Annotated in this window: 6 protein-coding genes; all 6 read right to left on the reverse strand. The window is 68.5% G+C overall.

What is annotated here, in order from left to right:
• Positions 1-66: 66 nt before the first annotated feature.
• Positions 67-1,515, reverse strand: coding sequence for an Asp-tRNA(Asn)/Glu-tRNA(Gln) amidotransferase subunit GatB (gene gatB / locus VFQ05_17775; protein ID HET9328621.1), 1,449 nt, complete (start codon positions 1,513-1,515; stop codon positions 67-69).
• Positions 1,497-2,966, reverse strand: coding sequence for an Asp-tRNA(Asn)/Glu-tRNA(Gln) amidotransferase subunit GatA (gatA, locus tag VFQ05_17780; protein ID HET9328622.1), 1,470 nt, complete (start codon positions 2,964-2,966; stop codon positions 1,497-1,499). The genes gatB and gatA overlap by 19 nt, the downstream gene beginning before the upstream one ends.
• Complete coding sequence (gene gatC, locus VFQ05_17785; protein ID HET9328623.1) at positions 2,963-3,262, reverse strand: Asp-tRNA(Asn)/Glu-tRNA(Gln) amidotransferase subunit GatC; 300 nt, start codon at positions 3,260-3,262, stop codon at positions 2,963-2,965. The genes gatA and gatC overlap by 4 nt, the downstream gene beginning before the upstream one ends.
• Positions 3,252-5,495 carry a UvrD-helicase domain-containing protein gene (locus VFQ05_17790; GenBank protein ID HET9328624.1) on the reverse strand — a complete coding sequence of 748 codons (2,244 nt, stop codon included), beginning with the start codon at positions 5,493-5,495 and terminating at the stop codon, positions 3,252-3,254. Before VFQ05_17790 ends, gatC begins: the two co-directional genes overlap by 11 nt.
• A 99-nt stretch (positions 5,496-5,594) precedes the next feature.
• Positions 5,595-8,786: a BamA/TamA family outer membrane protein gene (locus VFQ05_17795; GenBank protein HET9328625.1), complete on the reverse strand. Its 3,192-nt coding sequence runs from the start codon at positions 8,784-8,786 to the stop codon at positions 5,595-5,597.
• A gap of 87 nt (positions 8,787-8,873) precedes the next feature.
• Entirely contained in the window at positions 8,874-13,022 is a 4,149-nt protein-coding gene (locus tag VFQ05_17800) for a translocation/assembly module TamB domain-containing protein (protein HET9328626.1), read from the reverse strand.
• Between the last annotated feature and the right edge of the window lie 9 nt (positions 13,023-13,031).

Genomic DNA, 13,031 nt, shown 5'->3' on the forward strand with positions numbered 1-13,031 from the left:
TGTGGACGCCAGGTAGTCGAACGAGAGGGGGCGAATTCGACAGGGACGGACGAGCGCTGAGGGGGGCTAGCTCTTCCCCACCAGCTCCTTCTCGAGCAGCTCCTTCACCACCTGCGGCACGGCCTGGCCGCCGCTCTTCTTCATCACCTGGCCCACCAGGAAGCCGATCGTGGCGGCCTTTCCCCCGCGATACTGCGCCACCGGACCGGGGTGCTCCTCGATCACCTCTCTCACCAGCGGCAACAGCTCGTCGGCGCCGCGGCGCACCTGGTACTCGGCGCGCTCCAGCACCGTGATCGCATCCGCGCCTTCGTCGGCCATCGCGTCCAGCGCCACTTTGGCCAGAGGACCGGTGATCTCCTTGCTCTCCACCCGGCGAACGAGCTCGCCGAGTGAAACCGGCGTGACCCGCTTCGACCACTCCGCGAGGGACCACGCGCGCGCGTTCATGCGGCCGAGCGCCTCTCCCATCACCCAGTTGCTGGCGGCCTTGGCGGACGCGATCGCGGCCACTTTCTCGAAGTAGTCCGCGAGGCCGCGATCCTGAGACAGCACCGCGGCGTCGTAGGCCGGCAATCCAAATCCAGAGACGAAGCGTGCCTCCAGCTCCCACGGCAGCTCGGGCAGGGAAGCCTTGGCTTCGGCGATCCACTCGCCGGACACTCTCAACAGCGGCAAATCGGGCTCCGGAAAGTATCGATAATCATGTGCGTGCTCCTTGGAGCGCATCACCGCGAGCTTGTCGTGGTCCGCGTCGTACAGGAGCGTCGCCTGCTCGATCCTGCCGCCCGAATCGAGCACCGAGGTCTGCCGCGCGATCTCCGCGGCGATCCCTCTTTCGACCCCCTTGATCGAGTTCAGATTCTTGATCTCGGTCTTGGTCCCGAGCTTCGTGGTCCCCGGCGCGCGGATCGAGACATTCGCGTCACAGCGCAGATGGCCCTTCTCCATGTCTCCGTCCGAGATGTCGAGCCAGCGCACCAGGCGCCGCAGCGCCGCCAGGAATGCCGCGCACTCGGCCGGCGCGTGGAAGACGGGCTCGGTCACCATCTCGAGCAGCGGCACGCCGGCGCGATTGAAGTCGACGCGAGAGATCCTGCGGTCGCCGAGCTTCTCGGGATGGAACGACTTTCCCGTGTCCTCCTCGACATGGATGCGAGTCAGCGCGAAGCTTCGCTCCTCCCCCTCGATGCGTGCCGGCAGCGCTCCGCCCTCACACAGAGGCCGGTCATACTGGGTGATCTGGTAGTTCTTCGGCATGTCGGGGTAGAAGTAGTTCTTGCGGGCGAACACGCTCTCGCCGCGGACCTCGCATTTCAGCGCCAGTCCCAGCCGCAGCGCGAAGTCGATCGCCGAGCGATTGGCGATCGGCAGCGCTCCGGGGAGCCCGAGGCACACCGGACACACGTTGCTGTTCGCCGCCGCCCCGAACTCGGCCGGGCACTCGCAGAACATCTTGGTGCGGGTGCGGAGCTGGATGTGGCACTCCAGCCCGATTACCGCTTCGTAGGCCATGCGAACTCCGTCTCGTGAGCGGCGGCCATGCGCGCGATGTCGCCCCGCACCTCGATGGCGCGCGCCGCGCGCAGGAGCGTGGGCTCCGCGTCTTCCGGCCCGAGCAGCTGCACCGCCTTCGGCAGCCGGCTCGCGGTCAGCCCGACCGGCACGGTGAGTCCCGGAATGCCGGCCAGGTTGGCGCCGATGGTGAAGATGTCGCTCAGGTACATCGCCAGCGGATCGTCGGTCTTCTCGCCGATCCTGAAGGGCAGAGTCGGCGACGCCGGCAGCACCATGAAGTCGCTTCGGGCGAAGGCCTCCTGAAACTCGCGCCGGATGCGGGTGCGCGCCTTCTGCGCCGTGAGGTAGTAGGCGTCGTAGTAGCCGGCCGACAATGCATAGGTGCCGAGCAGGATGCGGCGCTGCACCTCGGGGCCGAAGCCCTCGCTGCGCGTCTTCGTGTAGAGCGCCCTCACGTCTTCGCTGTCCGCGTGCCGGAAGCCGTAGCGAACGCCGTCGAAGCGCGCCAGGTTGGAGCTGGCCTCCGCGGTCGCCACCAGGTAGTACGTCGCGACCGCGAACTCTCCGGGCATGAACTCGAGCGGCACACGCACCGCTCCCGCCTTCTCGAGCCACTCGGCCGCCTCCTCCAGCCCGCGCACCACGTCGGTTTCGACGCCGGCCTTCCAGAGATTCGCCGGCCAGCCGAATCGCAACCCGCGCACGCCCGTGTCCCAGCCGCTCACATCGGGGGCCGGCGTCTGCCGCGTGGTGGCGTCACACGGATCGGGACCGGCAAGCGACGTGTACGTGGTCGCGACGTCGGAGACGTGGCGGGCGAAGATCCCGACCTGATCGAGCGACGAGCCGAACGCGACCAGCCCGTAGCGCGACAGCCGGCCGTACGTGGGCTTGAGGCCGAGCACGCCGCAGAACGCCGCAGGCTGCCGCACGGAGCCCCCGGTGTCCGAGCCCAGCGAGACGGGCGAGAGCCCATAGGCCACCGCCGCCGCGGGGCCGCCACTCGAGCCGCCGGGAACACGCTCGAGGTCGTAAGGGTTGCGAGTCGGTCCGAAGGCGCTGTACTCGGTGGACGAGCCCATCGCGAACTCATCCATGTTGCCTTTACCGGTCACCACCGCACCGGCGCCGCGCAGTCGCCGGATCACCGTGGCGTCGTAAGGGGAGCGATAGCCGGCGAGGATCCTCGAGCCACACGTCGTCGGGTAGTCGGTGGTGCACAGGTTGTCCTTCACCACCACCGGTACGCCCGTGAGCGGGCCGTCCACCACGGCGGCGGCGCCTGAAGCGCGTGCCTTCGGGTCCGCGGCGAGGATCGCGTGGACGTCCGACTCCCACGTCTTCGCGGGTCCCTCCCACCCCGACTCGACGGCCTCGACGGCCTTGGCCTTGCCGGTTCTCACCCGCTCCGCGAGCGCTTTGGCCGACAGCTTCCAGAGATCGGTCACGGGTTCACGTTCTCCACGATCGGCGGCACCAGGAAGAAGCCGTGCTCGCCTTCCGGTGCGGCCGCCAGCGCCTGCTCGGGCGTGAGCCGCCGACCATCGGGCTGGTCCTGACGGAGAGGAGCGTCGGCCGGCGCGAACACCGTCGGCTCGCAGCCCTCCAAGTCGAGCTGCTGGATGGTCGCGGCGAAGTCGAGCACCTGCGAGAGCTGCGAAGCCAGACGCTCGACCTGGTCCTCGGGGATGTGCAGCCGAGCCAGCTCGGCGATGCGGGCGACTTCGGCACGATCAATCGACATGGCTGCCCTCGGTGAGGAAACGCGCCAGCACCTTCTTGATGCGGGTGCCGAAGCGCACGGTGTAGCGCAGCGTGTCGCCCTGGCCTTCGGCGGCCATGACGATTCCGCGTCCGAAGCTCTCGTGAAACACTTCGCGACCGACCGCAGGCGACCGCTTGGTCGGCCCGGACGAGGTCCACGAATCGCGCGGCGACCCACTGTCCCACTCGCGCGGCTCCCGCGGTCCGCGCCGTGGCCGCCAGGCGTCCGGATAGTCGTCGTCCTCGACCGCACGCCTCACCGCCACCGGCTCATCGCGGTCCAGCAGCTCGCTCGGGATCTCGTCCACGAAGCGCGACACCTGCCCGCCCGCCGCGCCGTACCCGCCCGAGGTGTAGCGGTGGCGGAACGCGGCGGCGGTCAGCAGCAGCTGGTCGCGCGCGCGGGTCAGCGCGACGTAGAACAAGCGGCGCTCCTCTTCCAGCTCGGAGGGAATTTCGAGCGAGCTGGCATGCGGAAACAGTCCTTCCTCGAGCCCGGCCACCACCACCACGTCGAACTCGAGACCCTTGGCATTGTGAGCGGTGAGCAGCAGCAGCCGGTCGGCGCCTTCTTCGAGGCGGTCGGCGTCGGTCAGCAGCGCCGCCTCCGCCAGATACGCCGCGAGCCCGGGATCCGCCGCGGTGGCCGCAAAGGCCGCCGCCGACTCGAGCAGCTCCTGCACGTTGCCCACGCGCTCCATGGCCAGGCGCTCGTCCTCTTCCGCGATCCAGTCGAGATAGCTGGTGCGCTCGAGCACGAGCCGCAGCAGCTGATCGGCCGGCTCGGCGACGCGAGTCCGCAGCTCGTCCAGCAAGGACAGCCACGCGGTTGCCGACCCAGCGCCCCGTGCCAGCGCGCCTTCCTGCAGCGCTCCGCGCAGGGCCTCGACCGGGGCCTTGGCCCCCGACTCCATGCGCGCCTCGATGCGGGCGCGGACGGCTTCGCCGAGACCGCGCTTGGGCGTATTGAGCGCGCGCCAGAAGGCGGCGGTGTCGCTGGGATTGACCGCCAGCCGCAGGTAGGCGAGCAGGTCCTTCACCTCGCGGCGCTGGTAGAAGGAGATGCCGCCCACCAGCTCATAGGGAATCTTCCGGTGCCGCAGCTCGGTCTCGAGCGCGCGGGACTGGGCGTGCGTGCGGTACAGCACCGCGCAGTCCCTGAGCTTCTGGCTCGCACCGGGCGCGAGCGCGCGGTCGTGGATGAACTGGACGACCCGGCGCGCCTCTTCCGTCTCGTCGGGAGCAAGCACGAAACGGAGCGAAGCTCCTGCGTCGCGCTCGCACCACAGTCGCTTGCCCTTGCGGTCGCGATTGTTCTCGATCACCGCGTTGGCCGCAGCCAGGATGTTCCCGGTCGAGCGGTAGTTCTGCTCGAGCTTGATGACCGCGGCGCCCGAGAACGCACGCTCGAAATCGAGGACGTTGGTGAGATCTGCGCCGCGCCAGGAAAAGATCATCTGGTCGTCGTCACCGACCACGAACACGTTGCCGTGCCCCTTCCCCAGCGCCTCGACCACACGGAACTGAGCGTGGTTCGTGTCCTGGTACTCGTCCACCAGCACGTGCTCGAAGCGCTTCGCGTAATACTCGCCGACCTGCGGACGTTCGCGGAACAGCCACACGACCTGCGCGATCAGGTCGTCGAAGTCGAACGCCGAGCGGCGCCGCAGCGCCTCTTCGTAGAGCGCGTAGGCCTCGGTCACCCGTTTCTGGAGCGGGGTCATCGCCACCGGCAGCGCTTCGGCGGGAGTCACCAGCGCGCTCTTGGCATCGCTGATCCTGCCGAGGAACTCTCCCGGACGCGCCGCTTCCTCGGTCAGTCCCATGCTCTTCAGCACTTCCTTCAGCACGCCTTCCTGGTCCTCGCGGTCGTAGATCACGAAGTCCGCACCGCGCCCGGCGACCGCTTCACGCCTCGCCTCGCGGCGCAGGATCCTGAGCCCGGTGCCGTGGAAGGTGCCCACCCAGAGCCGGCGAGAGGCTTCGCGCCCGACTCGGCGCTCGATGCGCTCCCGCATCTCTCGCGCGGCGCGATTGGTGAAGGTGAAGGCCAGCACGTGATCGGCGGCGATCCCCGATTCCAGCAGGCGGCCGACCCGCTCGGTGAGCACGCGCGTCTTGCCGCTCCCCGCTCCCGCCAGCACCAGCAGCGGGCCAGCGGGGTGCTCGACGGCGGCTCGCTGGGCGTCGTTCAGGAATACGGAGTTCGACAAGGGCAGGGTCCGGTCGCGGCGCGGGAAAAAAAGGAATGCGCCGACTCTAACGAACCGGCGCGAACCCGTCCAACCTCGGCCGACCCGCGGCCGTTTCACTCAGAACTCGGGACCGATGCTGAAGTACCACTGAGGCTTGCTGTTGCTCACGAAGTCCGTGTTCCACGCCACGTCGACCTTGACGATGAAGAACGACAGGGCGGTGCGAATCCCCGTGCCGTAGCCGACCTTGAGGTCCTGCAGCCGTCGCTTGCCGTCGACGACGCTGCTGAGCCGCGGCGTGTAGTCCTGGTACCAGGCGTTGCCGACGTCGAGGAAACCGACGCCTCGCAGGTTGAAGAACCCGAGCGGCAGCGGTCCCACGAGCCCCAGTTGCTGGATGAACGGGAAGCGGTACTCGAAGTTGGCGAGCGCCACGCGCGATCCGTAGATCGAGAAGTCATCGTAGCCCCGCAGCGTCGAGAACCCGCCGATCTCGAAGGTCTGGGGATTGCGGCCGCCGCTCACGCCCGCCAGCACGCGCGTGGCGAAGGAGTGGCCATGGGTCATGTCCCAGTAGCGACGCATGTCGAGCACCGCGGTCTGATACGAGAGGCCGCGGCGGTTGACCGGAAACGACGGGCTGTAGGTGAAGTTGTAGCGACCGCCGTTGACCGGGCCGTAGTAGCCGAACAGCGCATTGTCCCCAACCAGCGAGATCGACGGCGAGCTGACCGCCAGGTGCTCCTTCCGCCCCTCGAACAGCACGCCGTTGGCATCTTCGTCGTAGAACTGACGCTCCACGAACATCTGCGTGTATCCGAACTCGAGGCGACGGAAGCGGTCGAAGGGATACGCGGTCGACACGAGCGCGCCGTAGCTGCGCTCCGAGAACAGCCGCGGCGTGCCGAGCTGCTCGCCGAGCGGCGAGACCTGCGAGGAGTAGTAGTTCTTGAAGTGGAAGACGCCGGTCGAGAAATCCCAGCGGCGCGGCAGGTAGGTGTAGACCAGCAACGCATTGGTCTCGCTCAGGTCGTCACTGATGACGTCGGTGGCGAGATAGAGATTGTGATTGCCGAGGAAGTCGCTGAACGCGAACTGCGTCTGCCCGATGACCCCCAGGGTCGAGGCGTAGAAGCCTGCGCCCGCGTAGTCCGCCGACAGCCGTCCCCGGTACTTGGTGGGTTTCTGCCAGAGCACGCTGTCGGCGACCGCGAACGGACCCCCGTTGTCGTGGAGCGGAGACCGCGTCGGCAGCGGGCCGGCGGTATCCGGCGGCGCCCAGCCCTGGGGCTGGCCCCCCATCGCCCACGGCGAGGTCTCGAACGGGTTTTCCACCTGGACCCCACGGGCCGCGCCGCTTCCCGCGGAACGCGGATCCTCGCGCGCCATCAGCGTCGAATCGGGACCGCTCAGCGTGTCCGGCCAGCTCACCGCCAGAGCCCCTTTCGTCTCGGGCTCGGTCACGGTAATCGAATCGACCTGCTCCTGCATGCCTTCGGGGCTCACCACGGCGTGCGGAGCATTGGCGCGCAGCCGCTCCATGACCGGATCGAGCGACAGCGCTTCGCGAACCGCGAAGATGTCGACGCCGCCGTTGTTGAATGCGGCGAACACCAGGCGGTCGTGCTGCCGGGACCAGCTCAGGCTGGTCACTCCGCCCTGCACGTCGGTGAGCTGGGTGATCGACGCGTCCTTGGCGTCCCACAGATAGATGTTGGGGGTGCCGCCGAGGTCGGAGATGAAGGCCAGCTTCGAGCCGTCGGAGGACCAGGCCGGTGAGTGATCCTCGCCCTGCGTGTCGAGCACCTGAGTGATCTCACGGGTTTGGAGATCCATGCCGAAGATGCCATAGGCGCCGTGCCCTTTCTCGCGGCGCAGCGGATGCAGCACCACGGGGGCCAGCCGATCCGACGAAAACGTGATGCCGTTGCCGTCGGGGCGCCAGGTCAGCTCCATCTCGTCGTAGGTGTCGTTGGTGAGGCGCCAGGCCTTGTTGCTGGTGCGATCGACCATGTAGATGTCGGCGCGATCCCCTCTGACCCCGACCACCGCGATCGAGTCCGAGGTCGGCGACCACGATGGATACGACATCGAAGGACAGCCCAGGTCGAAGCGCTTGATGATCTTCCCGCTCTCGGCCGAGATCACGTAGAGCACGTCGTAGCCGTTGCTCTTGGCCACCAGCGCCAGCTCCCTGCCGTCTGGCGACCAGGTCAGCGACGCGCGGAAGCTCGGGATGGACTCGAACTGCACATTGCGCTCGCCGCGGATCACCCGGCGCAGGACCTTCCCGTCGAACGCCGACATCAGATACACGTCGGTGTACTGGCGGCGGTCGGAGACGAACACCACGCGGTCGCCCTGGGGCGACACCGAGGGCGCGGTGTTCACGTAGTTCTGCTCGCGCCGGTGGTCGGTGAGCCGGCGCGCGAAGTGCTCGGGGTCCTGCTTGCTGGCGACCGTCGGCCAGTAGCGCTTGCGGAGCCACGAACGCCACTGCTCGTCGAAGCGTCCGATCGACACGCCGAGACTCTTCTGGAAGGCGCCCTCGAAGCTGCGCATCTGGCGGATCCGCTGCAGCAGGTCGCGCAGGCGCTCGTCGCCGAAGCGCTCGACCAGGTAGCTGACGGCCGACTGGCCCTGCTTGTAAACGATGTAGCCGCCCGAATACATGAGCGGCGGCAGGTAGCCCGAGATGGTCCCGTCACGCAGGAACATCTCCGCGTTCGACTCCATGCCCAGCGAGACGTACTCCGCGAGCCCCTCCGCGAACCAGAGCGGCACCTGATAGAAGCTCTGGCGCGCCAGCATCGCGCCGGCCGCTCCGCCGTAGAGCATGTCGAACATGTACGCGTGGACGAGCTCGTGGACCACGACGTGTCGCAGATCCTCGTACGGACCCATGAACGGCAGCACGACGCGATTGCGGAGCAGCTCGGTGAAGCCGCCGGTGCCGGCGTCGATCAGCTGTGGGGTGACGTTGGTCTGGGCGAAGTCGTTGTGGGAGCCGTAGAGGATGATGGGGATCCGGCGGGTGAGCTGGTGCCCCATCACTTTGGTGAGGGTGGTGTTGGTCTTCTCGGCCAGGTCCAGCACCCGGCGGGCGAGGCTGTCGAGCTCGGGATAGAAGTAGATCTGGAAGTGATCCGACTCGATCGAGCGCCAGTCGTAGGTCCGGTATTGGACCTTGTTCTGCCCGAAGTACTGCGCGTGTGCTGGGGCGCTGGCGCCGATTCCGAGCGCGGCGAAGACCACCGCGAGCGCGAGCCGAGCTCCGCGAAGGCCCCTCAGCCTTCTACCGTCCTTCATGCCTGTCCTTCCCAACCCGGCCGCGGTCGTGCCTTTGTTAGGTACCGTCGAGGGGCCCATAGGTTCGCAGATTCTTCGGGTAAGACGCTAGTACTCCCAGCGGGCCTTGAGGTTGAGGTTGAAGTCCGGATAGGAGGAAACGCTCGAGGTATTGCCCGAACCGGGTTTCTTCTGGGTGAGCTGGCTGGTCACGTAGAAGTACCGGTTGATCCGGTATTCGGCCTCCAGGTCACGCTCCACCAAGTCGTCATTGCTGGTGACGGCGGTGTGGGCGGTCCCCGGGAGGAGCTGGCGGTAGCGGACCATGAACTGCGGACTGAGCTGGGCGCCGGCTCCCACCAGGAGGCCGCCCTGGCCGCCGATCACGCCGCCCTGCTGGCGCGCGAACTCCCAGTCGGTGATGTAGCCGCGGAACGCGCGGGACAGCTCGCCCGAGAGCTGGCGGTTGAGCGCGCGGGTGAGATAGCTGTCGAGCGGGTCGGTGTAGGCCATGGCGCGATCCCGAGTCCGTGCGTCCGGATCGTTCGGTGTGACTCGCCCGATGGTCAGCTCGCGAAGGATCTGCGCCTCGTCGAGGTCGTCGGGTTGGCTCACGAACTCGATGTTCGGGATGCTGGAGCGCCCCGAGATGTTGACCGTGATGGTGTGCGGCTCGGGGCTCGAGTTCGAAGTGGTCATGGCCGTGGGGGTGAGCCGCGTCGTCGCGCTCGCGTCGACCAGCGGATCCACCCCGCCCACGTTGTCGAACGTCAGCCGCGCGTTGGTGATGTTGAAACGATTGCTGAGGAACCAGTAGGTGCCGCGCAGCGCTTCCATGTCGCCGAAGATGACCAGCTTGTCCGGCCGCTGCTCGACGTTGAGGTCGGCGCTGAACTCGATGTCGCCGTCCGCGGGCTGCCAGCGCAGGTTGTCGGTGGCGTGGAGATGGATGCGATACGTCCAGAACAGCTTCTGCGTGCTGGCCTGGACCACCTCGGCCTGGCTCTGGCGCGTGAAGTCCCAGAGGATCACGGCGCGGCTGATCTCGACGTTGTCGCTGGTGATGTGCGGCAACACCTGGCCGTCGACGCGGACGCCGTCGCGGATCACGAAGTCGCCGTCGAAGCGCGCGGCGTACAGCCCGTCTTCCGACGCGGTGAAATCGCGGAGCGAGACGTCGAAGCGGTAGTGCGCGGGGCCCTCGCCCGGCAGGTCCAGCTTGCCGCGAGCGCGCACGCGCCCGCGCTCGCGTTCCCGCTCCTCGGAGCGGCGCACCGCGGTCAGCGTGTCGAGGGTGATGCTGGAGCTGGCGAACCGAATCCGCGCGCGCACGTCCTCCAGCAGCTCGCTGCGGCCGGCCAGCCGCAGCCTCCCGTTGTCGATCTGGGCGTAGCCTTCCATCTCGGGGTGGCGCGGCGTGCCCCGCACGTCTCCGCGCACGACGAAGCGGCCGTCGGCGTAGCCGATCTGGGGCACCACCAGGGTGAGCATGGACAGGTTGCCGTTGGGGATGTCCACCACCCAGTGCATGGGCGCGTCCATCACCTCGGCCGCGCGGCCGAAGGCGAGCTTGGCGTCGATGTCTCCGCTCGCGCTCGAGACCGTGGAGTCCCGCGTGCCTCGCAGCCGCTCGACGTGCAGGCGCTGCCCGTTGTAGCGGGCATCGGCCACCGCCTGATCGAGCCTCACGTTGCGCCACGCCAGAGGCTTGGCCTCGAGATGGGTCTCGAACTCCGGCCGTGAAGGCCGGCCCGAAAAGCGCAGCGTGCCGTTCAGCGTCCCCGACCAGTCGGGCACGATCCCGAACGAGCGCGCCGCGGGCGCCAGCGAAACCGTGCGCACGGCCACGTCCCCGCTCCAATGCCGTGCGTCGGCCAGCCATTCCGTGACGCCCTCGGGGGTCAGCGTGTCGGGCCAGTCGCGTTGCGTGTCGCGGAACTGCCCGTGGGTCTCGACCCACCCTCCGCCCAGGCGCAGCGCCATGCGTGACACGTCCAGGCGCGACGGCGCTCCGGCAAGATCCAGCTCGAGCGAGTCCAGCTGCGTGCGCTGCATCCCTGGGCGCGACGCAATGCCGTGCAACTCCCAGCGCGGATCGCCCGAGGCGCCGCGGACCGCGAGGTCGACGTTGGCGCGACCGCGGATCTGGAGCGACTCGGGAAGGCCGAGCCGCGACAGATCGAGCGCGGTCGCGTGAGCGCGCCAGTCGTACGAGCCGCCGGGAATCGCCCAGCGTCCGCCGATGTCGAGACGCGCCTCGCCGTCCTCCGCGATCAGCCGCTCGAACGTCACCCCCTGCGAGTTGCCGGAGAGGCGGATCGGCTCCACGGCGCGCCACGAGAACTGCCGGCTCTTCACCGCCGCCTGATCCGCGGTCATGCGCCAGCCGCCTCCTTCGTCCCACGAGGTCTCCGCCGCCATGGTCAGCAGCGTGTCGGAAGCCGCGCCGCGGAGCGCGGACATCGTCAGCGTGCCGTCGCCGAGATGGACCGGGCTCGCCGCGCTGTCGAAGTGGACGCCCAGGTACATCACGTCGCGCAGCCGTGCCTGCGCGGTGAGATCGGGGGTCGGCAGCAGCCGTCCCTGGAGATCGGTGAGCCTCCATCCTCCGGCGTCGATGCCGAACCACTTCGTGGCGCGCCCTTCCAGCGCTCCGGTCACGTGCAGGCCGCCATCGCGACCTTCCACCGTTCCCTCGCCGCTCGCCAGCGTGCCGGTCAAACCGCTGGCGCGGCCGTCGGGCCATTCGTCCAGCGGGAAGCTCTCCACCCGATAGCTCCCGCTCCATCCGCCCGGCAGCGTGCGGCCGCGGAGGCCGAAGCGTCCGCCACGCCGCACCGCGTCGACGCGAAAGCTGTCGGGAGCATTGGGCGGGAACGAGACCCGGACGACGCCGCTGTCGGCGCGCCAGCCCGCCAGCATGCTGGGCTCCAGCGTGGCGTCGAGCACCGAGCTCGGCGTGCGCCGGGTGTCGACCACGTACCGGAAGCGTCCTTTCAGATCGCCCGCGGGCCAGTCCTTGAGTCCCAGCACGGTCCAGCGCGCCGGGTCGCCTTTCTGCGCGCGGCCGCTGATCTCCCATCCCGCCTTGGACCATGAGAGCCGGCCGCCTTCGAGGTCCCCCGCCGGCGAGGTGCCGGAGAGCAAAGGCATGGTGAGCTTGCCGTCGCGGAACGAGAAGGTTCCTTGCGACTCGAGCGGGAGATCCGCCCAGATCGCGCGGCTGGTCGCGGCGCCGGTCCATCCGAACTCCTCCTGCGTCGCCTGGAACGAGAACGCGCCCTGGCCGTCGACCTCGAAGGTGCGGTTGCGGAAGACCTTCGCCAGCCAGCGCCACTGCACACGCTCGATCTCGCCGGCCAGGGCTCGCCGCGTCTCGCCGCGCTTCCAGCTCGCCTGGCCATGGAGCGCGAGCGGAGGCGAGTCGAGCCTTTGCACGTCGATCGTGACGCTGTCGCCGGCGGTGATGCTCGCCACCAGCTTGTGGAGCGGCATTCCCCAGGGCCCGCGGTTCCATGAGAGAGAGCGGATCTCGACCTCGGTGGCGCCTCCAGTGGTGACGGCGGCGTCGAGATCGAACCCGCTGATCGAGTGCTCGCCCTCCGGCAACGCCAGACTTCCGTCGCGAATGCGGATCTCGTAGTCGAACGCGCGACCTCTCTTCGCCGAGCCCTTGCCCGGCCGCCATTCGGGCACGCGCAGCTTGCCGTCGGCGCCGCGCTCCAGACGCACGACCGGACGGTCGACCTCGATCACCAGCGCGCCACGCTGGCCGGCGAACAGGTTCCAGGTCGAATAGCGCAGCGTCATCGACTGGGCTTCGAACAGCGGTGCGCCGCCGCCCTTCTGATTGACCTGCGGGTGCAGCACCCGGACCGATCGCAGCGGATTGCCGCGCACGCTTTGCACCGTCAGGGCCAGATCGCTGTGCTCGCGCAGCACCTGGTTCACGCGCCAGGTCAGCTCGTGTGAAGCCCACTGGGTGTGGTTCCAGACGTAGTACATGGTGGCGCCGAGCGCGATGAGCACGACCGCGACCAGCGAGAGCCCGCCCACCAGCAGGAGCTTGCGAACCGTCCACCGGACCGGCGCACGGATCTGCTCCGGGACGTGCTCGGCGACCTCCTCCGCCACTTCCTCGACGGCGCTCTCGACCCGCTCCTCGACGCGCTCCACCGCCTCGCCGACGCGCTCGCCGATGCCGGGGCGCTCGGGCTCTTCCGGCAGCTGTTCAGCGGGCTCTTGGGGACTGGTCACGGGGGTCTG

The sequence above is a fragment of the Candidatus Eisenbacteria bacterium genome, assembly GCA_035712145.1.
In the GTDB taxonomy this organism is placed as follows: Bacteria; Eisenbacteria; RBG-16-71-46; order RBG-16-71-46; family RBG-16-71-46; genus DASTBI01.

What these genes read in the sequence shown, in the direction of transcription:
- gatB (HET9328621.1), bottom strand. Translation starts at nt 1,515, where the DNA reads ATGGCCTACGAAGCGGTAATCGGGCTGGAGTGCCACATCCAGCTCCGC.
- gatC (HET9328623.1), bottom strand. Translation starts at nt 3,262, where the DNA reads ATGTCGATTGATCGTGCCGAAGTCGCCCGCATCGCCGAGCTGGCTCGG.
- VFQ05_17795 (HET9328625.1), bottom strand. Translation starts at nt 8,786, where the DNA reads ATGAAGGACGGTAGAAGGCTGAGGGGCCTTCGCGGAGCTCGGCTCGCG.